14 protein-coding genes and 6 pseudogenes are annotated in these 26,899 nt (G+C 59.6%); 10 read left to right on the top strand and 10 right to left on the bottom strand.

The window, feature by feature from the left end:
- The first annotated feature begins 36 nt into the window (after positions 1-36).
- Together hslO and AU14_RS15275 are read left to right on the top strand one after the other, a co-directional pair.
- Complete coding sequence (gene hslO / locus AU14_RS15280; RefSeq protein ID WP_041342199.1) at positions 37-891, top strand: Hsp33 family molecular chaperone HslO; 855 nt, start codon at positions 37-39, stop codon at positions 889-891.
- A gap of 172 nt (positions 892-1,063) precedes the next feature.
- Positions 1,064-2,595 (top strand): annotated as a pseudogene (locus AU14_RS15275) (phosphoenolpyruvate carboxykinase).
- 59 nt (positions 2,596-2,654) lie between these two features.
- Here the strand turns inward: AU14_RS15275 and AU14_RS15270 are convergent.
- Together AU14_RS15270 and AU14_RS15265 are read right to left on the bottom strand one after the other, a co-directional pair.
- Positions 2,655-4,739 carry a TRAP transporter large permease subunit gene (locus AU14_RS15270; RefSeq protein WP_041342196.1) on the bottom strand — a complete coding sequence of 695 codons (2,085 nt, stop codon included), beginning with the start codon at positions 4,737-4,739 and terminating at the stop codon, positions 2,655-2,657.
- Between the two features lie 7 nt (positions 4,740-4,746).
- The gene (locus AU14_RS15265) at positions 4,747-5,811 is read right to left on the bottom strand and encodes a hypothetical protein (RefSeq protein WP_052472080.1); all 1,065 of its coding nucleotides are present in this window, start codon (positions 5,809-5,811) and stop codon (positions 4,747-4,749) included.
- Between the two features lie 285 nt (positions 5,812-6,096).
- Here AU14_RS15265 and AU14_RS15260 point away from each other — a divergent pair, with 285 nt between their 5' ends.
- The gene (locus AU14_RS15260) at positions 6,097-6,372 is read left to right on the top strand and encodes an HU family DNA-binding protein (protein ID WP_041342193.1); all 276 of its coding nucleotides are present in this window, start codon (positions 6,097-6,099) and stop codon (positions 6,370-6,372) included.
- A 56-nt stretch (positions 6,373-6,428) separates the two neighbouring features.
- Here AU14_RS15260 and AU14_RS23495 read toward each other — a convergent pair.
- The 8 genes and pseudogenes from AU14_RS23495 to gshB all read right to left on the bottom strand — a co-directional run bounded on the left by AU14_RS23495 (position 6,429) and on the right by gshB (position 13,438).
- Positions 6,429-7,409: pseudogene (locus tag AU14_RS23495) on the bottom strand (putative solute-binding protein).
- 244 nt (positions 7,410-7,653) lie between these two features.
- Positions 7,654-8,961, bottom strand: coding sequence for a dihydroorotase (locus AU14_RS15250; protein WP_041342190.1), 1,308 nt, complete (start codon positions 8,959-8,961; stop codon positions 7,654-7,656).
- Positions 8,958-9,970 (bottom strand): annotated as a pseudogene (locus AU14_RS15245) (aspartate carbamoyltransferase catalytic subunit). The gene AU14_RS15250 and the pseudogene AU14_RS15245 overlap by 4 nt, the downstream one beginning before the upstream one ends.
- 59 nt (positions 9,971-10,029) lie before the next feature.
- The gene (gene pyrR / locus AU14_RS15240) at positions 10,030-10,539 is read right to left on the bottom strand and encodes a bifunctional pyr operon transcriptional regulator/uracil phosphoribosyltransferase PyrR (protein ID WP_041342187.1); all 510 of its coding nucleotides are present in this window, start codon (positions 10,537-10,539) and stop codon (positions 10,030-10,032) included.
- A 32-nt stretch (positions 10,540-10,571) separates the two neighbouring features.
- Entirely contained in the window at positions 10,572-11,015 is a 444-nt protein-coding gene (gene ruvX, locus AU14_RS15235; RefSeq protein WP_041342184.1) for a Holliday junction resolvase RuvX, read from the bottom strand.
- Positions 11,008-11,574 carry a YqgE/AlgH family protein gene (locus AU14_RS15230; protein ID WP_041342181.1) on the bottom strand — a complete coding sequence of 189 codons (567 nt, stop codon included), beginning with the start codon at positions 11,572-11,574 and terminating at the stop codon, positions 11,008-11,010. The genes ruvX and AU14_RS15230 overlap by 8 nt, the downstream gene beginning before the upstream one ends.
- Positions 11,571-12,437, bottom strand: a complete 867-nt coding sequence (locus AU14_RS15225) for an energy transducer TonB (protein WP_041342178.1) — start codon at positions 12,435-12,437, stop codon at positions 11,571-11,573. The genes AU14_RS15230 and AU14_RS15225 overlap by 4 nt, the downstream gene beginning before the upstream one ends.
- 38 nt (positions 12,438-12,475) lie before the next feature.
- On the bottom strand, positions 12,476-13,438 hold the full coding sequence (gene gshB, locus AU14_RS15220; RefSeq protein WP_094191234.1) for a glutathione synthase: 963 nt from the start codon (positions 13,436-13,438) through the stop codon (positions 12,476-12,478).
- Positions 13,439-13,732: 294 nt separating this feature from the next.
- Between gshB and pilG the strand changes: the two genes are divergently transcribed.
- The 7 genes and pseudogenes from pilG (at position 13,733) to AU14_RS15185 (ending at position 26,892) form a co-directional block, all read left to right on the top strand.
- Complete coding sequence (gene pilG / locus AU14_RS15215; RefSeq protein WP_041342172.1) at positions 13,733-14,125, top strand: twitching motility response regulator PilG; 393 nt, start codon at positions 13,733-13,735, stop codon at positions 14,123-14,125.
- 32 nt (positions 14,126-14,157) lie between these two features.
- Positions 14,158-14,520 carry a twitching motility response regulator PilH gene (gene pilH, locus AU14_RS15210; protein ID WP_041342169.1) on the top strand — a complete coding sequence of 121 codons (363 nt, stop codon included), beginning with the start codon at positions 14,158-14,160 and terminating at the stop codon, positions 14,518-14,520.
- A gap of 20 nt (positions 14,521-14,540) precedes the next feature.
- Positions 14,541-15,086 carry a chemotaxis protein CheW gene (locus tag AU14_RS15205; protein WP_041342164.1) on the top strand — a complete coding sequence of 182 codons (546 nt, stop codon included), beginning with the start codon at positions 14,541-14,543 and terminating at the stop codon, positions 15,084-15,086.
- Positions 15,087-15,177: 91 nt separating this feature from the next.
- Positions 15,178-17,253: a methyl-accepting chemotaxis protein gene (locus tag AU14_RS15200; protein WP_041342162.1), complete on the top strand. Its 2,076-nt coding sequence runs from the start codon at positions 15,178-15,180 to the stop codon at positions 17,251-17,253.
- Positions 17,254-17,280: 27 nt separating this feature from the next.
- Positions 17,281-18,179, top strand: a pseudogene (locus AU14_RS15195) (CheR family methyltransferase).
- Positions 18,180-18,190: 11 nt separating this feature from the next.
- Positions 18,191-25,841 (top strand): annotated as a pseudogene (locus tag AU14_RS24060) (Hpt domain-containing protein).
- Positions 25,841-26,892, top strand: a pseudogene (locus AU14_RS15185) (chemotaxis protein CheB). Before AU14_RS24060 ends, AU14_RS15185 begins: the two co-directional pseudogenes overlap by 1 nt.
- Positions 26,893-26,899 lie beyond the last annotated feature (7 nt).

The raw sequence follows: 26,899 nt of genomic DNA, 5'->3' as shown, positions 1-26,899 counted from the left end.
CTCTGAGCCCAACTCAGTTTTTTCAGGAGATACACCATGGCATCCCGTGACCAATTCCAGCGCTTTATCTTTGAGGACAGCCAAGTCCGGGGCGCCTGGGTCCAACTGGGGGAAAGCTTCCAGGAAATCGGCAGCCAGGCCCCCTACCCCGATTCCGTTCGCGGTCTGCTGGGTGAGGCACTGGTGGCCAGCGTGCTGATGAGCAGCACCCTCAAGTTCGAGGGCACGCTGTCCCTGCAGGCCCAGGGCGAAGGCCCGCTCCGCACCCTGATGGCGGAATGCAGCCATGACCGCTACATTCGCGGCCTGGCCCGCTTCGATGAGCACGCCGTGAGCGAAGAAAACCTGCACGACATGCTCGGTGAAGGCCGGATGGCAATCACCATCACCCCGAACAAAGGCAACCGCTATCAGGGCGTTGTACCTCGGGAAGAAAACAGCCTGGCCGGCTGCCTGGAGGAATACTTCGAGCGCTCCGAGCAAATTGCTACCAGCCTGATCCTTTTCGCCGATGAACACAGCGCAGCTGGGCTGCTGCTTCAACGCATGCCCGGCACCACCGAGCAGGACGACGACCTGTGGGAGCGTGTTAACCACCTGGCTCGCACCGTGGAGGCATCAGAGCTGCTGGAGCTGGACAGTGAAACCATCTTGCACCGGCTGTTCCACGAGGAAACCGTGCGCCTGTTCGAACCCGAGACCGTTGCCTTCCGGTGCAGCTGTTCCCGAGAGCGGACCCTGGGCGCCCTGGAAGCGATTGGCAAAGACGAGTGTTACAGCATCCTGGATGAACAGGGCCAGATCGACATGGACTGCCAGTTCTGTCACGCACACTATCGCTTCGATAGAAACGATATTGATCATCTTTTCACCGGTCATACGTTACACTGACGCCACTGTGTAATTGCCCGGAAGCCGCTCATGGCGCGGCTCCGGGGCAGTCGTTTTTTACCGGCGCCTCTGGCATAATAGCGCGCCTGAATTGACCCGATTGTTCAGATTTCCGTCAAATTTTGGGGGACGGCCTGAGCAATCATGAAGACATCCCAAGGGCGAGGTCGAAGTGAGCAACACTTATAATGATCTGAGTACAGCACAACTGGTCGAGCAGGCACTGGCACGCAACGAAGGCCAGCTAGCTGCTAACGGTTCACTGGTTGTGAAGACGGGTGAGCGCACAGGCCGGTCTCCCATGGACCGTTATATCATCGAAGAGCCGAGCACCGCTGATGATATCCACTGGGGGCCGATCAACCGCCCGTTTGACGCCGAAAAGTTCGACGCCCTCTGGGATCGTGTTGAGGCCTACATTGCCGAGAAAGACCAATTTGTGTCTCACGTTCACGTCGGCTCTGATCCCGAGCACTATCTTCCGGTCAAGATGACCACCGAAACCGCGTGGCAGAATCTGTTTGGTCGCAACCTGTTCATTCGCCCGGACAGCTATAACCCAGCCGACAAGCAGGAATGGCAGATCCTGAACGCCGCCAACTTTGAGTGCGATCCCGAGCGCGATGGCACCAACAGCAACGGCACGGTCATGATCAACTTTGCCAAGCGCAAGGTCCTTCTGGCGGGGATGCACTACGCCGGCGAGATGAAGAAGGCCATGTTCTCTGTGCAGAACTTCCTGCTGCCGGAAAAAGATGTACTGCCGATGCACTGCTCGGCCAACGTCGGCGAAGACGGCCAGACCTGCCTGTTCTTCGGCCTGTCAGGCACTGGCAAGACCACCCTGTCTGCCGATCCGAACCGCTTCCTGATCGGTGACGACGAGCACGGCTGGGGCCCAGGCACCGTATTCAATGTGGAAGGTGGCTGCTACGCCAAGTGCATCGACCTGTCCCAGAAGAACGAGCCCATTATCTGGGACGCGATCCGCTTTGGCGCCATCGTTGAAAACGTCACCATCGATCCGGAAACCCGCGAGCCGGACTACACCGACGTCTCGCTCACCGAAAACTCCCGTTGCGCCTACCCGCTTGAGCATGTTGAAAAGCGTGTACTTGAGAACCGTGCCGGCGAGCCTTCGCACATCGTCTTCCTGACCTGCGACATGACCGGTGTATTGCCGCCGGTGTCGATCCTGACCAAAGAAGCGGCGGCCTACCACTTCCTGAGCGGTTACACCGCGCTGGTTGGCTCTACCGAGATGGGTTCTTCGTCCAAGCTGAAGTCCACCTTCTCCACCTGCTTTGGTGCACCTTTCTTCCCGCGTCCGGCCGCGTTTACGCTGAGCTGTTGATGAAGCGGATGGACGAGTTCGGCAGCAAGGTGTTCCTGGTCAACACTGGCTGGACCGGCGGTCCTTATGGTGAAGGCCAACGCTTCAGCATCCCGACCACCCGCGCCATCATTGCCGCCATTCAAAACGGCGATCTGGACGACGTGGAAACGGAGCACCTGCCGACCCTGAACCTGGACGTACCCAAGTACATCCCAGGGGTAGACTCCTCGCTGTTAAATCCACGTAACACCTGGACCAGCCCGGAGTACTACGACGGCAAGGCGGCCGAGCTGATCGCCCAGTTCGTTGAGAACTTCAAAAAGTTCGACGTCTCCGACGCAATTGTTGAGGCCGGCCCGAAGCTCTAAGTCAGCCCCAAATAAAAAAGCGCCCTGCGAAAGCACGGCGCTTTTTTTGTGGCTGCTCCCTAAACCGCATAAAACAACAGCGGCACGAACGCGACGAGCACCAGGGAAATCCCCATGGCGATGAGTGGCATGATGATGCGCTCATGACGCTGGTAGAAGGTTCCGGATTCCTGCTGGGCCGCCAGCACTTCCGCTTCACCCACCACTTGCCGGGTCAGCAAATGGTTCAGCGCCACCGGCGGGCTCAGGTAACCCAACTCGAAGGCCACCAGAGTGACCATCCAGAAGTGAATCGGGTGGATACCACTGGCATAGGCGATGGTCGCCACGGTTGCTGTGACCAGAATGACCGCGCCGAAGGCGTCCATAATCATGCCCAGTATCACCAGGATGACCACCATCAGAAGCATGGCCGACCAGGCACTGTCGAACGCCTGTGGAAAACTTTGCATAATGTGGGAACGCTCGATGACACCACCAATACTGACAGACAATCCCAGCAACAGAAGCAGGGCACCGATTTCCGCCGTCGTGTCGTTGGTGGCTCTCCTCAAGCAGCTTTCCAAACCCGGGTGGTCAGCCTCGCCCGAGGCCCTGCCCCGGCGGGATTTCAGGCCGAAGTGCTCGTACGCGAGGATCGCCAGCATGATCACCGGCAACAGGCGTGGCGCAGAGAATTCATCCATGCTGACATCCAACGCCGTTCGGTACAGCAGCACTACGGCAACGATTACCAGCACATAGGGAATCAGCGGCTTCATTGCTCGCAGCATGGCCGGGAACGCCACTGACGACGGCGCCAACTCGAACTTGCTCTGGCGATTCACCGTCAGTGCCACCAGAAAAAACATCGTGGCGGTCAGGACAAACACCCAAATGCCCCAGCCAAACAACTCGTCCGTGGTGACCTCCCGGTTCAGATAGGCAATCACAACCACCAAGAGGCAGGGACGCAGCACCACACCGAGCGAGCCAGACATGGCAGTGGCCGCCAACGCCAGCTGACGTCGGGCGCCCGCGGCCCGTAACTCACTGTAGATGACCGCACCGGCAGCAATCACAAAGATACCCGAAGCACCGGTGTAGGCGGTCGGGATGGCAGCAACCAATACCGCCACCACAGCCAGCATTTCCGGCGACATGCGCCAGGGCCGGAAAACATTGAACACCAGGGTGGCCAGGCGGGTCTGCTTCAGCATCATGCCCACCCAAACGTACAAGCCAACATTCAGGAACATGTCGGACAGTTCCATCATCTTGCCGAGATAGATGCCAATTCCCGAGGCATGGCCGATCAGCGCAAAGTAACTGCCAGAGATCAGACACATTCCGGTGTAGAGCGGCACGGCCAGGAACGCCTTATTCAGATTGCCGCCCTCTTCCAGCTCTTCCGGTACCCGGAACAACCGGTACAGGCTGGCCAGGGTCAGGCAGCCAAAGCCCGCAATCCAGAAATTATGCAGCAGCAATTCGTCCGATGAGACCGAGGTTTCGGCCCCCAGCGTAGACTGGCGGAATATGACACTGGACCCCAGCAACATAGCGTTGGCGACGGTTTGCAGAGTATGGGACACAAGGTAATCCAGCCGGGTTTCCATGGCTCGCATGGCAATGTGGTGGCGGGTCAGCGTGGCGGTTACCGCGCACAGCATGACAAGGAGAACCAGAACATAGCGCTGGGCCGACAGCCCGAAGGCAATCAGATCGGCAATGAACAGCTCAACTGCCCGATAAGCTTTGACGCCCAGCGTCAGCTGCCCCTGAAGGCTTTGGTAGCTCTGGTAGGCTTCCCGACAATCCGCCAGCGACCGCTCGATGGCAAGCCGCACTTCTGCCGGGTTCTTCTCCACGGCGCCGAGCAGAGCCGCCATGGGATCGTCGCTGGCCGGCGCTTCCGCCAATTCCGCCGCAACGGCCGCATCAACATCCCGGTTGGCATTACAGGTGGGCTCGACCGGATCCATCCGCAGCTTGTAATAGCCACTCCAGAGCTGCTCGCCCCCGCGCAGTATCTGGTTGTGAATATCACTGCTGGTTGAGAAGACCACGACCGCCAACAGCAACAGACAGGCGGGCAGAGAGGAGAACCACTCCAATCCGCTGCGACGGACTCCGACCTTGGAAAGCGCTACATTCTGGGACATGGCGAAGTTACAACAGGTCGTCCAGGTTCATGGTTTCTACCTCTTCCGGCTGGTCATCCCAAAAGCTGCCCAGCTGGCCCAGAGGGGTGCGATGGCCGGTATTCTCCACCCAGAGCCGATCGGAAATGGCGACGATCATGTTGGTGGCCATGGCATCCACAAATCGCCAGTCAGCGTTGGCGGGCGTCTGCTCCAGCGAGCGTGCGTGCTCCCGAATAACCTGCTTAACCAGATCCTGGTCACCCTTGTTGATGGCTGCGATAGCGTGGAATACGTGCGGCAGGCGAACTCCTGCTGCCTCGCCCTGCTCGTCGGCAATGTCGAGGCGCTCGAAGGCATTTTCACCTTCTGGCTCAGCGCCCGGAATCATGGCCCAGACGGTCGCCCGCAGCGCCATGGGGGCTCCCCACCACTTTTCGTTCTCAAGACATTCCGTTGCCCGGGCGACGATCGAGCCGACGTTGGCGGGCACTCCGATAGAGGATGTGGACTGGATCTGGGCATTCAGTGCCTGCAAACCCGACAACAAGCCCGCCATGTATATGAACTCATCTTTGTCATCGGAAAAATCCGGACATTCGCCAGTTCCGGGCGCACCGTAGTAAGCATTGTGATGCTTCCAGCCCTTGAAATAGCGCTCGGAAGCCAGGGCATAGGCGCGTTTCTGACGAATCAGGGCATCCTCGGCTTCGTTAGCATTCATGGCGTGCATGGCCGCCAGACCGTCCAGCTCAAACTCCCGGGCCTTCTCCTCGGCGCAACCACCGGCCGAAAGATACAGCATGACGGCCAGCTGATCCGGCTCAGACGTGACCCGACCGAAGGACATCAGCAGCGGCGCGGTAGCCTCACTCATGGCACAACCCATGGCCAGATCGCTGCTTTCCAGCAGGTAAGGCACCGTGTGATCCCGGGAGAAGCCTTGCATGACGTCGCCCGTGGTCTTGTAGAGCATGTTGTTGACCGCCCCACAGCCGCTAAGCAGCACACCTGCCATCAGTGCGGCACCCCACCCCTTGAGGCGGGGCCAGACGAGCGAACGTTCCAATGAGTGAGTCAGGGAATCTGTCATCGCGGTTTTACCTTTGGCGTTTTTATTCTCAGCGTTTTACGTGGGCGTGATGCCGCCGATCCGACCCAAGCCACCGTGTTACAGACTGTAACCAAGGCGGCATTATGGCTCACAAGATCCTGTTTTTATGAGACCGACGCCGCAAATGACGCCAACCACCCCGGTAAATCCCGATGCCGGAATTTGCACATTGAACAGCAACCCACTATAGATGAGACCAACTGCAGGCCATCGGGCCTGTAGCCAGCACCCAGACCAAAACAGAAATAAAAAAAGGAGTATCCGATGCGCAAACCCGAACTAGCTGCTGCTATTGCTGATCAAACCGGCCTGACCCGCGACAAGGCCAGCGAGGTGATTACCGCGTTCACCGATCAGGTCTCTGCAGCCGCTGCGAGGGGTGAAGACGTCACCCTGATCGGTTTTGGTACCTTCAATATTCGCTCCCGGGAAGCGCGGGATGGCAGGAACCCGCAAACCGGAGCCAGCATTCGCATTCCGGCCAGCAAGACCGTTGCTTCAAGGCCGGCAAGGGACTTAAGGATAAAATCAGCTGACTAAGACGGGGCCTGCACTGGCAGGCCCCGTTATATCGCAATCAACATCGAAAATCGCCCTCAGGAAGCGCACTCTGCGCGGGTTGCGTCCACCCGGCACCGAATCGCCTTCATCAACTTGATGGCCCGCTCGTCAAAAACCCCATCATCCAGCAGCGACAGCCGCACCTTGCGCAGCATCTTGTCGTACTCGGCGGTATCTTCCTGCGGCAGGTCCATCCACACCGTCTTGGGAATCTCCGCTTCGGCCTGGGCAATGATGTCGTAGGCTCATCAATGCGTTTGATCGATTCATTACGCACCATCTGGACCGCTTCATCCGTAAACCGGTCACGGTGGATAATCACCTGAAAATTCATGTAGCCAATGGCGTATTTCACCACGGCACCATTGCTCAACGCCCTTGTAGAGCTCAAGCGGTGTGTAGGCAACCGCCGGGGCGTAGGCGAGGTCGACGCTGCCATTATTGAATTTGCCGGCAAATTGGCCGAGTTAGAGCCCACCACCGAGGCACCAACATGCCGGACCATGCGCACGGAAGCCTGATCATAATCCAGGGTCGCTATGCGTTTGCCCTGGAGCTTCTCCACGGAATCGATTCCACGGTCACGGGTGTGGAGGTATATCGCCCCACCCGGGAACACACCAGCGACTTCATAGGGGCCGTCAATCAGAAACGGCCGCGCCTTGGCCTGGCTGAGGGTGTTGTACAGAAGACGCATCTCCTGCTCGCCGGGAACAGCTCCCATCGCTTCCAGCTACCGGTGAACTTGTTGAACTCCCGGGCCGGGTGCCAGTGAGCAACACAGCATCGCACTGACCCGCCTTGAAGTCCTCGGCGGCCACCTTTTCATCGGTATAGGCCCGAAGATTCAGCTTGATGCCCTGCTTCAGCGCCACCGGCTGGAAGGTCTTGGTGATCGCGAACAGGGGACCATTGGCACCGACCGGATCGAATACGCAAAAGCTGCGTTTCAGCGTTTCACCCTGGCCATGACTCAGGGTCGGAAAAAAAAGACTGGCACACAGGGCGGCAGCCATGGCCACCCGATGCGGGAAGGTTGCTGATGTCACGGGAGGACTCCTGATGTTTTTATTGTCGGGTGCCGGTACGTCCAGGTGTACCGACTGGCCCGCTTTCCTTGGCTGACAGTATGCCGGCCTCGGTAAGGATACGTTGGCACCGGTGGCTGTCATCAAGGGCTTTTCAGCAACAACAGGAGATTCTGTGATGGTGTCGACAGAGGTATCACTACCTCTGCCGCATTTTGAGCAGGATCCGCGCTCAGGTCGCCGGGTGCTGCCAGGCCACCTTGCCCCCGGCCAGGGTCAGGCGCACCACACCCGGCACTTCGCGACCGGTAACCGGCGCGTGGCGGCCTACCGAGACCAGGGTATCGTCAGCCGGCGTCCAGTAGTGCTCTGGGTCGAACACGCAGAGGTCGGCCACTTCACCTTCAGCCAATCGGGCGTTTCGTCCCAGAACCGAAGCTGGCCCCGAGGTCAGCGCCCGCATCAGCTCCGGCAAACCCAGTTCGTTCAGTTCCACCAGCTCCAGGCCCAGGGAGAGAACACTCTCAATGGTGGACAGGCCCGGTTCGGTAGCCGCCAGGGGCGCCTGCTTGGCCGCTGTATCATGGGGTTGATGCTGGCTGGTAATGGCATCGATGACGCCGTCCCGGACACCGGCAAGCAGCGCCTTCCGATCACGTTCACTGCGCAGCGGCGGCCGGACATGGAAACGGCTGTCGAAGCCGGCCAGCGCGTCCTCGGTGAACAGCAGCTGATGAATGGCCACGTCGGCGGTCACCGCAATACCGCGGCTGCGGGCCTCGGCAAGCATCTCGACGCTGCGGGCACAAGACAGTTGGCTCAGATGCAGCCGTGCCCCGGTTTCTTCCGCCAGCAGGATCATCTCCATCACCGCCGTGGTTTCCGCCACTTCGGGGATGCCCAGCAGCCCCAGACGGGACGTCACCAGGCCATCGTGGGCATAGCCATCCGCCGCCAGGGCCTGGTTTTCCGGCCGGAACATGACAGTCAGGCCAAAGGTCTGGGCGTAGGCCATACACCGGCGCAGAACCCGGGCATTGCGCACGCCTCGGCCGCCATTGCCCACCGCGACACAGCCGGCAGCGGCCAGACCCGCCATATCACTGAGCAGTTCGCCTTCCAGACCCCGGGTGATAGCACCCACCGGCAGAACGTGAACGGAAGCCCGGTTGCTGGCCAGATCCCGGATCAGGTTGGTCACCGCACCCGAGTCATTGACCGGCGATGTCTCCGGCGAGGCGCACACCGTGGTGAAGCCACCGTGGGCGGCCGCCCGGGTTTCCGACTCGATATTGCCTTTCTGGCCGTTGCCCGGCTCCCTGAGGTTGCAGTGCAGGTCGACAAAGCCCGGGCTGATGACACAGCCTTCGGCATTTACGGTTTCGTCGGCACCGGCCCGTGCCGCCGTCTCACCCATGGCCACGATGCGGCCGTCCTTGATGAGCAAAGCGGTATTTTCGACGTCGGTACCCTGGCTATCCAGCAGGCGCCCGCCAACAATCTTGAGGCTTGCGCCGCTGTCTCGAACTGAACGACTCATACCTGTCCTCCCTGAGTCTGGGTGCGCTGGCGTTCGGCAAGCTGCCCACCATGGCCATGGACATCACCGCCATGCGGATCGCGATGCCGTTGGTCACCTGATTCAGGATGACCGACTGTGGCCCATCGGCCACCGCCGACTCAATTTCCACCCCCCGGTTGATCGGGCCCGGGTGCATCACAATGCAGTCCGGATGCGCCAGCGCCAGCTTGTCCCGGTTCAACCCGTACAGCCGATAGAACTCCCGCTCACTGGGCAACAGGGCACCCTCCATTCGCTCGTTCTGGAGCCGAAGCATGATCACCACATCCAGGTCTTTCATACCCTCAGCCATGTCGTAGTGCACGGTACAGCCCAGACTTTCGACATCCTTGGGCAGCAGCGTGCCCGGCGCAATTACCCGCACCTCGGCGACACCGAGGACATTGAGGGCCCGGATTTGCGAGCGTGCCACCCGTGAGTGCAAGACGTCTCCGACAATGGCGACTTTCAGGCCCTCAAATCCGCCCTTGTGCTGGCGAATGGTGAGCATATCCAGCATGGCCTGGGTCGGGTGGGCATGACGACCATCGCCGGCATTGATAATGGCCACTCCAGGCGTGACGCTCTCGGCGATAAAGTGTGGCGCACCACTCTGGGAATGGCGCACGACAAACATGTCGCTGGCCATTGCCTCGAGATTCAGCAGGGTATCGGACAGGGATTCACCCTTGGAGGTGGCGGAAGTGCTGATATCCAGATTGAGCACGTCGGCGGACAGTCGTTTTGCGGCCAACTCGAAGGTGCTCCGGGTGCGGGTACTGGATTCAAAGAACAGGTTCACCACCGTGCGCCCCCGCAGCAGCGGAACCTTCTTGATGGTGCGCTCCCCCACTTCGATGAAGGAATCGGCGGTATCCAGAATGTCGGTCAACAGATCACGGCTTAGACCATCGAGGGTCAGGAAATGGCGCAACTGGCCATCCCGGGTCAGCTGCAAGTGGTGCGGGGAAGGATCGTTTGCGGTCATGAGTCGCCTGTATGCTGTTCGGGTTTCTTGTCGTTAGCGTATGGCCAAAAAAAGCCGAATCAACGTCCGGCTTCCTGAAGCTCAATATGTAAAGGATCGGGGCCCCGCAGCTTCACCCGCTGGTGTGTTTCGAGGGCCAGGGTCCGGCCAACCACGTCAGGCTGCACCGGCAGTTCCCGGGCACCCAGATCAATCAGGGTGGCCAGAATGATACTGGCTGGACGACCGTAGTCGAAGATCTCGTTCATGGCAGCACGGATGGTCCGGCCACTCATGATCACGTCGTCGATCAGAATCACGTCACGACCTTCGGTATCGAACGGCAGGCTTGAGGGCTTTACCCTCGGGTTCAGGCCAATACGGCTGAAATCATCACGGTAGAAGGAGATATCCAGTTCACCGAAGGGCTCATCCAGGCCCAGACGCTTGCTGAGTATATCAGCGAGCCAGACACCACCGGTCCGGATGCCTATCAATGCCGGCTGGTCCACGCCCCGATCTGCCAAAACCTGGCGCAGGCCGGTTTCCAGCTCATTCAGCAACTGGTCGATATCAAGCAGTGCGGTCATTACTTCCTCGCTGTTTTAGAGGCCTTGATCGGTCAATGGTCGACCCGGTCACGCTGAAGGCCAAACCAGGTTTCCAGAATCAGTACGGCGGCCCGGTCATCAACGCCGTGGCGGCCGAAATCGCGACTACCCCCGGCGGCCATCACCTCACCCTTGGCTTCGAAACTGGTCAGGCGCTCATCCACCATCTCGACGGCCACATGGTAGCGGCCGTGGAGTCGGTTGCCGAACTTACGGGCCCGAGCACACATCTCGTTCTCGGTGTCGTCCATGTTCAGGGGCAACCCGACCACTACCAGGTCTGGCTGCCACTCTTGAAGAAGCGCCTCCACCCTGGACCAATCGGGAATACCATCCCGGGCCGGAATCATCGCCACCGGCTGGCCGGTGCCCAACAGTTCCTGGCCCGAAGCCACCCCGATGCGGCGGGTGCCGTAATCGAAAGCGAGCACACGGCGGTTGCCCGGTTCAGGCATGGCCAATGGACTCGCTGAGCTGGTTCAAATCGATGCCGATCAGTTTCAACACCGCCTTGTAGCGATCTTCCCAGGGGGTACGGAAGATGATGTCGGTGGAGGCGGGACAGGTGAGCCAGGAGTTGCTGCCCAGCTCCTGTTCAAGCTGGCCCTCACTCCAGCCGGCATAGCCGAGGGCAACCAGGAATTCCTCCGGCCCCTGGTTCTGGCCAATGCCGGCCAGAATATCCCGGGAGGTGGTCAGCAGCACATCTTCGGTCACCTCGGCGGTATTCTGCCAGCTGGTTCCCGGTGGGTGCAGGACAAACCCCCGCTCAGGCTCTACCGGACCGCCGCTGTATACCGGAAGATCCAGCTCGCCGCCGTGCATATCCAGTTGTTCCAGGATTTCACCGAGATGGATATCCAGGGGCTGGTTGATCATCAAGCCCAGTGCGCCGTCGTCGGAATGCTCGCACAGGTAGATCACCGCGCCGTGGAAACGTGGGTCCGCAAGATAGGGTGACGCCACCAGAAAGTGGTGCCTCAAGCTGTTGGGAGAATGCTTTGATGCTGTCATCCGGAAGTCAGCCCCCGCCGCTGGAAAGACCAGGTTCGTATGATTTCCAATTCGTCCACCTTCTCGCCCATGGAGTCCGGGAATGGCGCAAACGGCGCCGCCATTCTGACGATTCGGATGGCGGCGTCATCCAGCACTGTACTGCCGGAGGACTGAAGCACCGCCACTTCCTTGATTGTGCCATCTTTGCGGAGGGAAACCAGCATTCTCAGCGTGCCGTAGATTCCGGCGCGTCGTGCTTCGGTGGGGTAATTGATGTTGCCAACCCGGGTAACCTTGCTGATCCAGTTCTGCACGTACCAGGCGTTGGTCGATTTCAGGGTCGAGGCGGCCGTCACCCGCATCACTCGCGGCTTGCGTGCATAGGCCTGTTGCTGGGCATCAAGCCGTGCTTCCAGGCTGGCAATTTCCAGGCTCCGCTCCATCAGGCTCTTCTTCTCGCGAACCGGCACCGGCTCCTCAACCGGCTTGGTGCGTTCCTTGGGCTGCTCAACCTTGCGGCTGGACTCGGCCTCGGTTTGCACCACCTGTTTTTCCTGCACGGGCTGCGGCTCGGTCTTCGAGGGCGGCTCCGGTTGCACCTGAGCCTCTTCCGGCTGACTGACCTGGGTCGGATTCGGCGTGGTCATTTCCTCGGCCTGCTCCTCACTGCCACTGCCCTGCTGATTGGTCTGGGCCAGGAAATCCGGTTCTTCTGGAGCTTGTTCGTCCTCGAACTGGGACAGGGTAATCTCCATGGTCTGCGCCGAAGACCGGGGCGGCTCCGGGGCAAAGGTAATCCCCAGCACAATCATGGCGTGCACCGCGAGCGCCATAAAAAGGGTAAAGGAAAACCGGTCGAAGTCGCTTACCTGAACTGCCATTCCAGATCCTGGTTAAATCGTTAGCCCCGGGCCAGGCATTACGCCCGCTTACGCGCCTCCAGACGCTTGGCAACCGCTTCCATCAACAGGCCGGCAATATCGATGCCGAATGCCGTGTCGAGCTCACGGATACAGGTGGGACTGGTTACATTGATTTCGGTGAGGTAATCGCCGATGACATCAAGTCCGACAAACATCAGGCCTTTTTCCTTGATGATCGGGGCAACACGGTCGCAGATCTCGCGGTCCCGAACCGTCAATTCGCGCCCTTCACCTCGGCCACCTGCCGCCAGATTGCCACGATTCTCGCCTTGCGACGGAATACGTGCAAGGGCGTAAGGTACTGGCTCGCCCTCAATCATCAGAATGCGCTTGTCGCCGTCGGCGATCTCCGGAATGTACTTCTGGGCCATGGCCTGGTGCTCACCGTAATTGGTCAGTGTTTCAATGATAACGCCCAGGTTAAAGTCATTTTCCCTGATCCGGAAAATCGAGTGACCACCCATGCCGTCGACCGGCTTCATGATGACATCGCCGTGGCGGGCGTAGAATTCCTTGAAACGGGTCGCTGACCGGCTCACCAAAAGCGGTGGGGTCAGATCCTCGAACTGGGTGGCAAACAGCTTCTCATTGCAATCCCGCAGGGTTGCCGCCGGGTTCACCACCAGGGCACCTTGCTGCTCCGCCGACTCAAGGATGTAGGTCGCCATCAGGAACTCACGATCCACCGGCGGGTCCTTGCGCATCAGGATGACATCCAGATCCCCCAGGGCACGGTCCTGGCTGCCGCCAAAGCTGTACCAGTTTTCCGGATCGTTGTGCACCGTCAGGTCCCGGGTGTGGGCCATGGCCCTGCCACCATCCAGGTACATGTCCGGCAGTTCCATGTATTCGATTTCCCAGCCGCGTTTTTGCGCCGCCAGCAACATCGCCAGTGAACTGTCTTTCTTGAAATGGATATCCTCTATTGGATCCATCACGATCCCGAGTCGGACTGTCATAGTGCCTCTTGAAATCCAAGGGTTGAAAACACGAACCGGTCAGCAGAGTGGACCGGGCGATAAGTGCTATGCTGAGACGTCGAATGGTATTGTACCCGAGCCACGAATGCATCCGCAGAAATCCTCAGCCGATTACGTGACGTTGCAGGCGAAAGTACATTTGGTCACAAAGTAATACTTTTTATCCAGCCATTGATACTCTATAAATATGCGGGGTTTATAGAACAGCCGTAAGGTTTGTGCTAAAACCCGTTGTAAAATAATGACAGTCGCTGAGCGCAAGGCAGTTGGACAATGGATGACAACTTCGAGAATTTGAAGATCATGGTGATCGACGACAGCAAAACCATTCGTCGCACCGCAGAAACCCTTCTGAAAAAAGTCGGCTGTGAGGTAATCACCGCGACTGACGGCTTTGACGCTCTGGCCAAGATTGCCGATTCCCAGCCGGACATCATCTTTGTCGATATCATGATGCCGCGACTGGATGGCTACCAGACCTGCGCACTCATCAAGAACAATTCCTCCTTCAAAAAGACGCCGGTTATTATGCTCTCCAGCAAGGACGGCCTGTTCGACAAGGCGAAGGGCCGCATCGTCGGCTCTGACCAATACCTGACCAAACCGTTCAGCAAGGACGAGCTGCTCAATACTATCCGCCAATACATTCCCCAGGCGGCACAGTAAACCTGCTGAAACCCAGAACCATCGAGGAACCCATGGCTCGCATTCTCATTGTTGACGACTCCCCCACTGAGGTGAAGAAGATTTCTTCCATCCTGGAAAAGCACCAGCACGACGTTCTGACTGCTGATAACGGCGCAGACGGTGTTGCCAAAGCCCGCGCAGAAACGCCCGACCTGGTGCTGATGGACGTTGTCATGCCCGGCCTGAATGGCTTTCAGGCTACCCGCCAGCTGACCCGCGCTCCAGAAACCGCCTCCATCCCAGTGGTTATCGTGACCACCAAGGATCAGGAAACGGACCGTGTCTGGGGTACCCGTCAGGGCGCCAAAGGTTATCTGGTCAAGCCGGTTAACGAAGACGATCTGATCAAAACAATCAACAATCTGATTGCCTGATCCCCAACCGTGGAGTAAGCATGTCCGCCCAGACCGCCCCCTTTGCCGTTCTGACGGATATCGCCCAGCGCAGCCGGTCCATGGCAGCCGGCTTGCCGGAGCAACAGGAAGCCGTTGAGCTGTGGAACGGTATCGGCTTTATTCTTGCCGGTGAGCGCTATGTGGCTCCCATGGGCGAAGTCACTGAAATCCTCCATGTTCCGAGGTTCACTCATATCCCTGGAGTTCGTCCATTTCTCCTGGGTGCCGCCAACGTCCGTGGCCGCCTCCTTCCCCTGGTTGATCTTGCCAGTTTCTTTGACATCCCCCGTTCTTCGCGCAGCCTGCGCGAACGTCGGGTGCTGGTTGTCGAAGAGGGAGACATCTTCAGCGGGCTGGTGGTCGACAGCGTGTTGGGCATGCAGTACTTCGCATCTGACAGTTTCAAGGACACACCGAAAGGTGTGCCTGAAAACGTTCGTCCGTTTGTAACAGGCGGCTACGAGCGTAACGAAGAAGTCTGGAAAGTCTTTTCGGCCGTTGATCTGCTCGACGACGAACGCTTTCTCGACGTCGCACAGTGGTAGGGTGTTGATACTGGCAGGAACATCACCCTGACCGCCTGATACCCGCAACAACAAACTTGCCAATCTTTAAGAAGAGGCCGGGAGCCAGAAAATGAAAAACAGAGCCGGAAGACTCAGTATGGGACAGGGAGGCAACAAGCTGGTTGCCGGTCTGATTGCCGCACTGATTGCACTCACCGTCCTGCTCGTTGTGGTCCTGTTTATCATTAACAGTGACAGCCAGAACGACCAGGAGTACATCGCCAACACCGCTGAGCTGAGGGTGCTTTCCCAGGCCATTGCGAAGAACGCGACAGAAGCCGCGGGCGGTACCGCCGAAGCCTTTAACCAGCTCCGGCGTTCACGGGATGAGTTCCAGACGCTCTGGAACAACGTCTCTGAGGGCAACCCGGAAACCGGCCTCCCACCCAGTGAACTGGCCAACCAGAGTGGCGTAAAAGACAACTGGAATACGGTTCGTGAAAATGCCGACAGCATCCTGTCGACCCAGGACGCGGTTCTGGGCCTGCACGAAGTTGCGCGCACACTGAACGAAACCATTCCACAGCTGCAGGTTGAGTACGACGACATCGTTCAGATCCTGCTCGACAACGACGCCCCGGCCGAGCAGATCGCGCTGGCACAGCGTCAGTCACTGCTGGCGGAACGGATCGTGCGCTCGGTTAACAACGTACTGTCCGGCGACGAAGATGCAGTTATCGCCGCAGACCGTTTCGGACGTGACGCCAGCCTGTTCGGGCGAGTACTGGAAGGACAGCTCAACGGCAACCCGGCCATGGGCATCTCCCGGGTAGACGATGAAGACGCCATTTACGGTCTCGAAGCCGTCGATGAACTGTTCGAGTTCGTCTCCCAAAACGTAGACGCCATCCTTGAAGCCTCTCCCGACCTCTTCAAGGTACGTACTGCGGCCAGCGACATCTTCCAGAATTCCGAAATCCTGCTCTCCGAGTTGTCCGTCCTGGCGGAAGGCTTCCGGAACCAGTCTGGTTCTCGACTGGTCAGCCCGACGCTCGCCTTCATTATTCTGGCTGCCATGGCTGCCATCGTGGTCATGATCGGCCTGGCCCTGTACCGGGAAGCCCAGGAACGCCTGTCTACGACTCAGGAGCAGAACGAGCAGAACCAGAACGCGATCCTGCGACTGCTGGACGAACTGGCTGACCTGGCCGATGGTGACCTGACTACCGAGGCCACGGTAACCGAGGACTTTACCGGTGCCATCGCCGACTCCATTAACTACGCGATCGACCAGATGCGCGGACTGGTACAGGCGATCCGGGGTACTGCGGTGCGGGTAGCATCTGCATCCCAGGAAACCCAGGCCACGGCCATGCACCTGGCCGACGCCTCCGAGCACCAGGCTCAGGAAATCGCCGGCGCCTCAGCCGCGGTTAACGAGATGGCGGTCTCCATCGACCAGGTATCTTCGAACGCTGCCGAGTCCTCCGCAGTTGCTGAGCGGTCGGTTGCGATCGCGAAGAAAGGCGCCGAGGTGGTACAGAACACTATCCGTGGCATGGACAACATCCGTGAGCAGATCCAGGAAACGTCCAAGCGGATCAAGCGTCTGGGTGAGTCCTCCCAGGAGATCGGTGACATCGTATCGTTGATCAACGACATCGCCGACCAAACCAACATCCTGTCCCTGAACGCCGCGATCCAGGCCTCCATGGCCGGTGACGCAGGCCGGGGCTTCGCGGTCGTTGCCGACGAAGTTCAGCGCCTGGCTGAACGTTCTTCTGCGGCAACCAAACAGATTGAAGCCCTGGTTAAGACGATCCAGTCTGACACCAACGAGGCGGTTATCTCCATGGAACACACCACCGCCGAGGTGGTCCGTGGTGCACGCCTGGCCCAGGACGCGGGTATCGCGCTCGAGGAAATCGAGAACGTATCCATGTCTCTGGCGGAGCTGATCCAGAACATCTCCAACGCCGCACGACAGCAGTCGTCGTCCGCTGCGCACATCTCCAACACCATGAACGTTATCCAGGAAATCACGTCCCAGACCTCGTCCGGTACCAACGCGACCGCGAAGTCTATCGGTAACCTGGCAGAAATGGCGTCCGAGCTGCGGTCTTCCGTTGCCGGCTTCACCCTGCCGGAAGAAGACGTGGCCGACCACGAGGAAGAGGAAGACAGCGACGTTCCGGTGGTGAGCTGATTTTCGGTCCGGGGCTGTTGACGGTTTATGGCGCAAATGCATAACAACCTGTCACCCGCCGAAGGCATCTGGTCACTGCGCCGACTCCCTGACATGGACGAGGCGCAGTTCAGCCAGTGGCAGACCTTGCTGGAACATCGCACCGGGATAACCCTGTCGGCAGAGCGGCGCTCATTTCTGGAAACCAACCTTGGCATCCGGATGCGGGAAATCGGCTGCGGCAGCTATCAGGCTACTACGAGAAGATCGTATCCGGACCCGATGCCATCCAGGAATGGTCAACATTGGTGGACCGTCTGACGGTCCAGGAAACCCGGTTCTTCCGGGACCCGGATGCCTTTCGCCTGGTGGCGGACTACGTGCTGACCCGACCGAGGGAGCAATTACGCAAGCGGCCACTGGAGGCCTGGAGTGTTGGCTGTTCAAGCGGTGAAGAGCCCTACACCCTGGCCATGGTGCTGAACGAATGCATGAGCCAGCTGGAGTTGCAGCCCCTGTTCGGGATTACCGGCTCCGACATCAGCAAGCCCGCGATCGACAAGGCCCGAGATGGTTTGTTCAATCCCCGCAAGTTGATGGGGATGGACGAAGAACTGAAAACCCGGTATTTCCGCCCGGCCGAGCGGAACACCGTAGAGATTGTAAAAAGCATCCGTGAACGGGTGTGTTTTACCAGACTCAACGTGCTGGACCTCGACCAGGCTCCCATGCACGGAATGAATATTATCTTCTGCCAGAATCTGCTGATCTATTTCCGCCGCTGGCGCCGGCGGGAAATAGTCAGGCGACTTGCAGAGCGGCTGGCGCCCGGGGGATTGCTGGTGCTGGGCCAGGGAGAGCTGACCGAATGGCAGCCACCGGGTCTGCAGAGACTACCCTCGGAACATGTACTGGCGTGGATCAAGCGCCAGACTGACGAAGAATAACCGGAGTGGTTATGGGCAATCACCATGACAGCATCGCCCTCGACTGGGTTCGGGGCGAGATACAGGACACGCTGACCCAGGGTCAGTATGCACTGGAAGCGTATGTCGAAAACCGAGACGACACCGCGCGCCTGCGCTTCTGCCTGAATTATCTTCATCAGGTGCATGGCACCCTGCAGATGGTTGAACTTTTCGGCGCAGCTCTGCTGACCGAAGAGATGGAGAAGCTCACCCAGGCCGTGCTGAACGACACCGTCGCCAATGTCGACGAGGCCGTCGAAGTGCTGATGCAGGCGATCCTCCAGCTGCCCCAGTATCTGGATCACCTGGCCAGCAGCCGGGACGATTTCCCAATGGTGCTGCTGCCCCTGCTGAACGACCTTCGGGCTGCGCGCGGCGAAGCCCTGCTGTCAGACACATCCCTGTTCAAACCCGATCTGAGTCGCTCGCACATGCGAGTCACTGGCAAGGTATCCCAGCGCCTGCAGGATCCGAAGGTCCTGGGTCATATCCGCAAACTGCGCCAGATGTACCAGTTTGCCCTGGCCGCCGTAATCCGCGAAGACGATCTGGCAGCCCATTTCGATTACATGCAAAAGGTCATCCAGCGCCTTATCCGCCTGTGCCAGAAAACGCCACGGGGCGAACTCTGGAAAGCAGCCAGTGCCTTTGTTGAGACCCTGCAGGCACGCGTAAACCCGGTCAACGCTGCGGTTAAATCCCTGCTGCGGGAACTGGACAGCGAAATTCGTCGACTCACCGATGAACACGCCGACATCCTGCAACAGCCGGCGCCTGAGGCGCTGCTGAAGCACCTTCTTTATTACGTCGCCCGGGCCCGGGATCTGGAAGCACCCCAGGTCCAGAGTCTGCGATCTGAGTACCAGCTGGACCAGGCCCTGCCTTCTGAGGACGACGTAGACGCCGCCCGCAGCCGCGTTTCCGGCCCGGGCCGCGAAGCAATCCACTCGGTGGTTAGCGCCCTTAATGAAGAGCTGACCAAGCTCAAGGACCAGCTTGACCTGTTTGTTCGCGCCGAACAGCGCCAGAACACCGAGCTGGAAGATCTGCTCCCCGGTCTTCGCCAGGTAGCGAACACCCTGGCCGTGTTGGGTCTGGGCATTCCCCGCAAGGTCGTCACCGAACAGATCGAACTGGTCAACAAGTTGAGCAACCAAATGGAGCCCGTCGACGACGGCACCATGATGGATATTGCCGGCGCCCTGCTCTACATCGAAGCCAGTCTGGCTGGCCTCGACAGCGACGGCCAGTCTGACGACGACACCGACAATGACGTAGACCAAACGGTTAATCTGGGTACGCGAGAGCTTGGCGAAGCCAACGGCGCACTGCTGCGCGAGTCCCGAAATACCCTTGAGCAAGTCAAGACAGCTATTGTCAATTTCATTGCTTCCCAGTGGGATACCCGGGAAATCGAGCACGTGCCCGGGCTGCTGCACAGCATTCGGGGCGGCCTTGGCCTGATTCCGCTCAACCGCGTTGCCGACATGCTGGCCTCAGCCGAGCGCTACATTACCGACGTGCTGCTCAGTGGCAAACAGGTACCTGACTGGAAGGAACTCGACACCCTGGCCGACGCCGTTACCAGCATCGAATACTATCTGGAGCGTCTGGCTGAAGGCATTGGCGAGAACGAAACCATCCTGAAAGTTGCCGAAGACAGCCTGGCATCGCTTGGCTTCCCGGTCGGCGCCGATCCGACCTGGTCCGAAGCCAACGCCGACGACTCAATACCGGTCATGGAAGCCTCGGAAGAAGACGTGGTCTCTGCCGCGCCAGAGACCACGAAGTCGTCGGATCATGAACTGCTGGACGACGAGATCCTTGGCATCTTTATCGAAGAAGCCGAAGAGGTCCTCGATACCATTCACGAATACTACCCGCAGCTGCGCCAGCATCATGACGACCACGCCGCACTGACCGAAGTGCGCCGCGCCTATCATACTCTCAAGGGAAGTGGCCGCCTGGTTGGCGCCACCAGCCTGGGGGAACTGGCCTGGTCGGTGGAAAACCTGCTGAACCGGGTCATTGATCGGACCATCAAACCCACGGACGAGATGTTTTCCCTGATCGATGAGGTTAACACTCGAATTCCGTCGCTAATCAATGAATTCCGGGACGGCCAGGCCACCGGCGACGTTGATGAACTGATTCAGCGTGCCGAAGCGATGGCCACCACCCGCCGCACCGAGCAGAACACCGAAGACAGCACCGAAGAAAGCACGAAAGATAGCGGCGAAGCCGAAGCCCCGGCTGAGCAGGAGCAGCCAGCTGAAACGGAAGACACCGCAACACCAGCACCCGAGCCAGCCGGCGAAGCGCCGGTAGCCGCAGCTTTCGCCGACGACGATGATCTGATCGATGATGAAATCCTTGAGATTTTCATCGAAGAAGCCGGCGAGGTTTTGGACACCGTTCGCGAATACCTGCCGATGCTGCTGCGCCAGCACGATGACCGTACCGCGCTGTCGGAAGTTCGCCGGGCGTTCCACACCCTTAAGGGCAGCGGACGGATGGTCGGTGCGCTGGTTGTGGGTGAATTGGCCTGGTCAGTGGAGAACATGCTGAACCGCGTGATCGACGGCAGCATTTTCATGAATGATGACGTTGCCGGTCTGCTTGAAGAAGTCACTGCTGCCTTGCCGGCCCTGGTTGAAGATTTCGAAAAACGCCGGGCGCCAAGCAACGATACCAGCGGACTTCAGGCTCGCGCTCATGCCCTGGGCAACGGTGAAATTCCCGATGCCAGCAGCATGCCCACCTCCGAGACCGAGGTTGAGCCTGCCGATAGTACTGACACGACGGAAGCCAGCCGCAATGACGCCGAGGTCGACCCGGTCCTGCTCGATATCTTCGAGAGCGAAACCGAGACCCACCTGCAAACGCTCAAGGATTACCTTGCAGCAGCGGGTGACAAGACTTCCGTTTCCTACACCGATGATCTTTCCCGGGCCCTGCACACCCTCAAGGGCAGCGCCCATACAGCGGGCATTGCGCCGATTGCCGCAGTAATCACCCCGCTTGAGCGTTTCGTCAAGGAATCCCGGGCCCAGAACAAACGCGCGGACCGCGACGTGGTGTCCTGCATCGCGGATGCCTGCAGCTTCCTGACCGAAGGCCTGGCCCAGATCCGGATCAATCCTCAGGCGCCGCTGCCGGGCACCGACGCGTTCCTGGAGAAACTGGACCGGCTTTCCCACGAGAACCTGCACCGTCCCCGTGACGCCAGTAGCGACGTTCCGGCACAGGAGGCTCCATCACAGCTGGTGCAGCTTTTCCTGAACGAGGGTCTGGACATCGTTCTGGATGCCGACCAGATTCTCGACCAGTGGGCCAGCAACCCTCAAGAAACCGAGTCGCTGAATACCTTGCGGTCGGAACTGGAACAACTGACCGAAGGTGCCGCAGACGCGGGCCTGCACGACGTCTCGTCGCTCTCGGGCGCGCTCAAGGAAGCCTATGACAAGGCTGCCGCCTCCGAGCAGACCGAGCCGGATGAAGCCTTTATTGAGACCGTGCGCGATGCCCACGAACAGCTGATCAACACCATGGATCAGGTTGCCGCGGGACTTTCGACCGAATCCAGCGACAACATCCTGGCACGCCTGGAAACTCTGATTCAGGATCGGGCTGAAATCGACCAGGCCGGTGAACAGGCCGATGCCATCAACCAGGAATTCACCGAAGACCTGGAAGCCATCGATCTTGGTCTGGATCTCGAAGAGATCGAGCCGGCTGCCCCGGAGGCTGATGCGCTCAGGAAGCCAACGAAGCGACTGCACCTTCCGATGTCGATGAATCCGACGACGAGATGGATCAGGAGCTCGCGGAGATTTTCCTTGAAGAAGCCCGCGACCTCATCGACAGCACGGCGGACGCGCTGCAAAACTGGAGCGAAAGCACCCACAACCTGGATTTGCTGCGATTGCTGCAGCGGGATCTGCATACCCTGAAAGGCGGCTCACGCCTGGCTGATATCCCATCCATCGGCGACCTGTCCCACGAACTGGAAACGCTGTTTGAGGGCCTGACTGAGCAGCGGCTGTCGGTCAATGACGACCTGTCCGACCTGTTGTTCCGGGCCCACGATCGCCTTGCCGGCATGGTCGAGGCACTGGAAGCCTCAGAAACACCACGGCCGGCCCCGGATCTGATCGGTGAAATCCAGGCTTACATGGACAACGCCGACGGTTCCCGCCCGGTTACCGACGTCAGCGCGGCATCTGATACGCCAGCGGAAGACGACGCGTTGCCGGTTCCGGATCTTGAAGAGCACGAGGAACCAGCATCCAGCGAGGACCTCACTTCCGAAGACAATGTTACCGATCTGTCTCACCTGGACCCGGAATTGGTGGGCATCTTCCTGGAAGAAGCCTACGACCTGATCAACTCCACGGGCAGTGCAATGCACACCTGGAGCGAAGACCCGTCCAATCGGACCGTAGCCGCAGAACTACAGCGCGATGTGCATACCCTGAAAGGCGGCGCACGCATGGCCGGCGTCGAGGCTATTGGCGACCTGACCCACGTTCTTGAAGACCTGTTCGAGAAAGTGGCCGAAGGACAGCTTGATGCCAGCGACGACATGAATGACCTGCTGTTTGCCTGCCACGACCGGCTGGCGCAGATGGTTGAGCAAGTCGCCACCCAGAAGCCCTGCCCGCCAGCGGATGAGCTGGTGGCCAAGGTTCAGGCAATCCTGCGCGGCGAGCCGCTAGCCGGAGAGCCAGCACCGGCGGAGCCTGAGCCCGAGGTGTCCGACTACGACACCGATGAGCACGAAATTGAGGCCGAGCAGGCCCCGGCGGAACCCGAGCCAGAAACCGAAGCGGAAGAACTGACCGCCATTACTGAACCTCTGGCCAACGCCAATGACGACGACCTGATTGGCATCTTCCTGGACGAAGGTCTGGAGATCCACAGCGCCATCGGCGAGTGCCTTGCCCAGTGGCGCGATGAGCCGGACGAGCTGTCCGGTGTGACCCAGTTGCAGCAGGAACTGCACACTCTGAAAGGTGGTGCGCGACTCTCAGACGTCGATCCGATCGCGGACCTGGCCGAGGCCTGGGCCGACGCGTTGGACCCGCTGATTGCCGGTTCCAACAATCAACAGGCCCTGCTAGCACTGAGTGGTCGCGCTCTGGATTCGCTAAAGGCCATGCTCACCAATCTGGAGGATGGCCAGCAGCCAGAAGCTGACAACGCACTGATCGAAGCTCTGCGCACTGCCCATGATGTAGCAGCAGCCGACACCGGAGCGGCTCAGTCCGAGCTGACGGAGGCTCAGCAGCAGGTAGACCCGGAAGTTCTGGAAATCTTCCTGGAAGAAGCCGGCGAAATCATGGATCAGCTTGAGCAGCTGCTGGACGACTGGCACAAAGAGCCGTCCAACCATACCTTCAACCAGGAAGCCCAGCGCGCGCTGCACACATTGAAAGGTGGCGCCCGCCTGTCACAACTGGCGCAGCTGGGTGATAAGGCCCACGGCCTGGAGACCCGGCTGATTGATCTGGGTGGCAATGCCCCGGACGAAAGCCAGTGGCAGAGCATTACCCAGGATCACGACGCCATCATCGCCATGGTGGCTGACATCCGGAAACGTTTCGAATCCGGCGATACTGCACCGGAGCCAACACCGGCACCCGAGTCAGCCCCGGAATCGGCCCCGACACCGCCCCCAAGCACACAGCCGCTGGCGACGGAAGCCGAAGCCAAGGCATCGGATGCGAACCTGCCCAAGCCCGCCAAACCGTCAGCGAAGCCGCGGGCGAAAGCCCTCAAAAAGGCCGCCGACAGTCAGCGTGCGGCCCAGGAAACCATCCGGGTTTCCGCGCCTCTGCTGGACGAGTTGGTCAACCTGGCGGGCGAAACCAGTATTACCCGCGGCCGCCTGGAAACCCAGACCAGTGACTTCGGCCACACCCTGGACGAAATGGCGGCCACCATCGAGCGTCTGCGCGAGCAGCTGCGCCGCATGGAGATCGAGACCGAAGCCCAGATCCTGTTCAGTGCCGAGAAAGAGCACGGCCCGGACTACGGCGATGACTTCGACCCGCTGGAGATGGACCGTTACTCGTCGATCCAGCAGCTGTCCCGGGCCCTGACCGAATCCTCATCGGACCTTGCCGACCTACGCGAGACCCTGTCCGACCGGGTTCGTGATACCGAAACCCTGCTGGTGCAACAGTCGCGGATCAACACGGAACTGCAGGAAGGTCTGATGAAGACCCGCATGATTCCGTTTGCCTCGATGGTGCCGCGCCTGCGACGTATTGTTCGCCAGATCAGCGGTGAGCTCGGTAAGAAAGTGGACTTTGATGTCCGCAACGCCGAAGGCGAAATGGACCGCAACATCCTCGAACGGATGATTGCACCGCTGGAGCACATGCTCCGGAATGCACTCGACCACGGCATTGAGACGCCGGCGGATCGGAAGACCCACGGCAAGCCGGAAACCGGTGAAGTGGTGTTGTCACTGACCCGTGAAGGCGGTGACGTGGTGCTGCGGATGATGGACGACGGCAAGGGCATTCCGTCCGATGTTATTCGCGACAAGGCGATCCGCCAGAATATGATGCGTGCGGATGAAGACCTCACCGAGCGAGAAATCCTGCAGTTCATCCTGCAACCCGGTTTCTCCACTGCCCAGCAGGTGACCCAGATTTCCGGCCGCGGTGTCGGCATGGATGTGGTCGCCAGTGAAATCAAACAGCTTGGCGGCAGTCTGGACATCGATTCCGCGCTCGGCCGAGGCACCACCTTTACTGTGCGCCTGCCGTTCACAGTCTCGGTCAACCGCGCCCTGATGGTATCGACCGGTGAAGACTTCTACGCCATCCCTCTCAATACCATCGAGGGCATTGTGCGGGTCAGCACCTACGAGCTGGAGGAATACTACAAGCCAGACGCGCCGATGTACGAGTACGCCGGTCAGGAGTACCGACTGCAGTACCTGGGCAACCTGCTGAACAGTGATCACCAGCCGAAACTCCAGGGTCAGGCCCTGCCGTTGCCGGTGATTCTGGTACGCGGCGCAGAACAGCCGATGGCCCTGCAGGTAGATAACCTGATGGGTAGCCGGGAGATTGTCGTTAAGTCCCTCGGCCCCCAGTTCAGTTCAGTCAGGGGCGTATCCGGTGCGACCATTCTTGGTGACGGTAACGTGGTGGTGATCCTCGACCTGCCAGCGATGATTCGTTCCGACATCCTGTCCGAACGCCAGCGCCTGGCCAGCCTTGAGAAAGCCCGTGAAGCGGCACGCTACGAAGAGCAGGTTACTACCGTCATGGTGGTAGATGACTCGGTTACGGTGCGTAAGGTCACCTCGCGCCTGCTGGAACGAAACGGCATGGAAGTGGTGCTGGCGAAAGACGGCTGGATGCGGTGGCGCAATTGCAGGACCACAAGCCGGACGTCATCCTGCTGGATATCGAAATGCCTCGGATGGATGGTTTCGAAGTAGCCAGCTTTGTTCGCCACGACGACAACCTGCGGGAGACCCCGATCTGCATGATCACATCCCGGACCGGCGAGAAACACCGGGAGCGGGCCATGGCCATCGGCGTCAACGCATATCTGGGCAAGCCGTTCCAGGAAACCGAGCTGCTTGAGACCATCAAACGGCTGACCGGTAACCAGTGATGACCGGCCAGTGTGGCCGGCCCAGAGTCGGGATTGTCTCGGATATTGTGCTACAGCGGCATCGGCTACAGGCCGCGACGGCCAAGGTGGGTCTTGATGTCTGTTTCTCCGGGGATCCGGAGCGCCTGCTGGGTTATCCTAAATTTCCGGCGGCCGGCCTCTGGCTGGTGACGCTGGAAGACGAAGCTGATCACCCGGCGCTGTTTGATCATCTGCTGGAGAATACCGAAGCACCGGTGCTGTTTGGCCTGGATCCGGCGCCCAAGCCCGGCGGCACCGATTACTTCCGGTGGGAACGCCGATTGTTGAGCAAGCTGGAAGGTCAGCTGGGCGATCTTGAAGAGCTGGATTCCGAAGCCAGCATCGAACAGCTGGATGTTCAGGTACCGGCAATAGCTACGCCGCCGACCTTGCCGCACTGGGTAACACCCGCCGTCCCAGGCTCTGTTGCCGAGGAAATCTGGATTCTCGGCGCCTCGCTGGGTGGGCCTTCGGCGGTCAAGTCGTTTCTCGATCACCTGCCACCGGGCCTGCCCGTTGGTTTTATTTATGCCCAGCACATCGACAACAACTTCACCGACGTACTGACCCGGGTTCTTGGTCGCCACTCTCATTACGCCCTGAAGCGAGCCGAAGAGGGCTACCGGGTTCAGAATGGCGATGTGGTGCTGATGCCGGTGGAGCACGAGTGGCGAGTGGACGCGGCCGGGGCGCTGACCGAATTGAGCAGTCCCTGGCCCGGCCCTTATGGGCCTCCATCGATCAGGTTCTGCTGAACGTCGCCGACCATTACGGGGCACGCTGCCATGCTATCCTGTTTTCCGGCATGGGCAACGATGGCGCCATTGCTGCGCCCATGCTGAGAGCCTACGGCAGCCGAATCTGGGTGCAGGAGCACACCAGCTGCGGTAACAGCTCAATGCCGGATTCGGTTGCCGCCACCGGGTGTTCCACGCTCAGTGGCACACCGGAAGAGCTGGCCCGGGAGCTGGTCAAAACCATTGAAGAATCGTGCCTGCTCAAAGGCCGGCACAAACGGGACTCCGCCTGAGGACACA

Origin of the sequence: Marinobacter similis (assembly GCF_000830985.1) — a bacterium.
GTDB classification, from domain to species: Bacteria; Pseudomonadota; Gammaproteobacteria; order Pseudomonadales; family Oleiphilaceae; genus Marinobacter; species Marinobacter similis.
The sequence above is the reverse complement of the archived record's forward strand: the minus strand, read 5'-3'. Positions and strand labels throughout refer to the sequence as shown.

What these genes read in the sequence shown, in the direction of transcription:
- pilH (WP_041342169.1), top strand. Translation starts at nt 14,158, where the DNA reads ATGGCTCGCATTCTCATTGTTGACGACTCCCCCACTGAGGTGAAGAAG.
- hslO (WP_041342199.1), top strand. Translation starts at nt 37, where the DNA reads ATGGCATCCCGTGACCAATTCCAGCGCTTTATCTTTGAGGACAGCCAA.
- pyrR (WP_041342187.1), bottom strand. Translation starts at nt 10,539, where the DNA reads ATGACCGCACTGCTTGATATCGACCAGTTGCTGAATGAGCTGGAAACC.
- AU14_RS15270 (WP_041342196.1), bottom strand. Translation starts at nt 4,739, where the DNA reads ATGTCCCAGAATGTAGCGCTTTCCAAGGTCGGAGTCCGTCGCAGCGGA.
- pilG (WP_041342172.1), top strand. Translation starts at nt 13,733, where the DNA reads ATGGATGACAACTTCGAGAATTTGAAGATCATGGTGATCGACGACAGC.
- AU14_RS15230 (WP_041342181.1), bottom strand. Translation starts at nt 11,574, where the DNA reads ATGACAGCATCAAAGCATTCTCCCAACAGCTTGAGGCACCACTTTCTG.
- AU14_RS15250 (WP_041342190.1), bottom strand. Translation starts at nt 8,961, where the DNA reads ATGAGTCGTTCAGTTCGAGACAGCGGCGCAAGCCTCAAGATTGTTGGC.
- AU14_RS15205 (WP_041342164.1), top strand. Translation starts at nt 14,541, where the DNA reads ATGTCCGCCCAGACCGCCCCCTTTGCCGTTCTGACGGATATCGCCCAG.
- gshB (WP_094191234.1), bottom strand. Translation starts at nt 13,438, where the DNA reads ATGACAGTCCGACTCGGGATCGTGATGGATCCAATAGAGGATATCCAT.
- AU14_RS15200 (WP_041342162.1), top strand. Translation starts at nt 15,178, where the DNA reads ATGAAAAACAGAGCCGGAAGACTCAGTATGGGACAGGGAGGCAACAAG.
- AU14_RS15260 (WP_041342193.1), top strand. Translation starts at nt 6,097, where the DNA reads ATGCGCAAACCCGAACTAGCTGCTGCTATTGCTGATCAAACCGGCCTG.
- AU14_RS15225 (WP_041342178.1), bottom strand. Translation starts at nt 12,437, where the DNA reads ATGGCAGTTCAGGTAAGCGACTTCGACCGGTTTTCCTTTACCCTTTTT.
- AU14_RS15265 (WP_052472080.1), bottom strand. Translation starts at nt 5,811, where the DNA reads ATGACAGATTCCCTGACTCACTCATTGGAACGTTCGCTCGTCTGGCCC.
- ruvX (WP_041342184.1), bottom strand. Translation starts at nt 11,015, where the DNA reads ATGCCTGAACCGGGCAACCGCCGTGTGCTCGCTTTCGATTACGGCACC.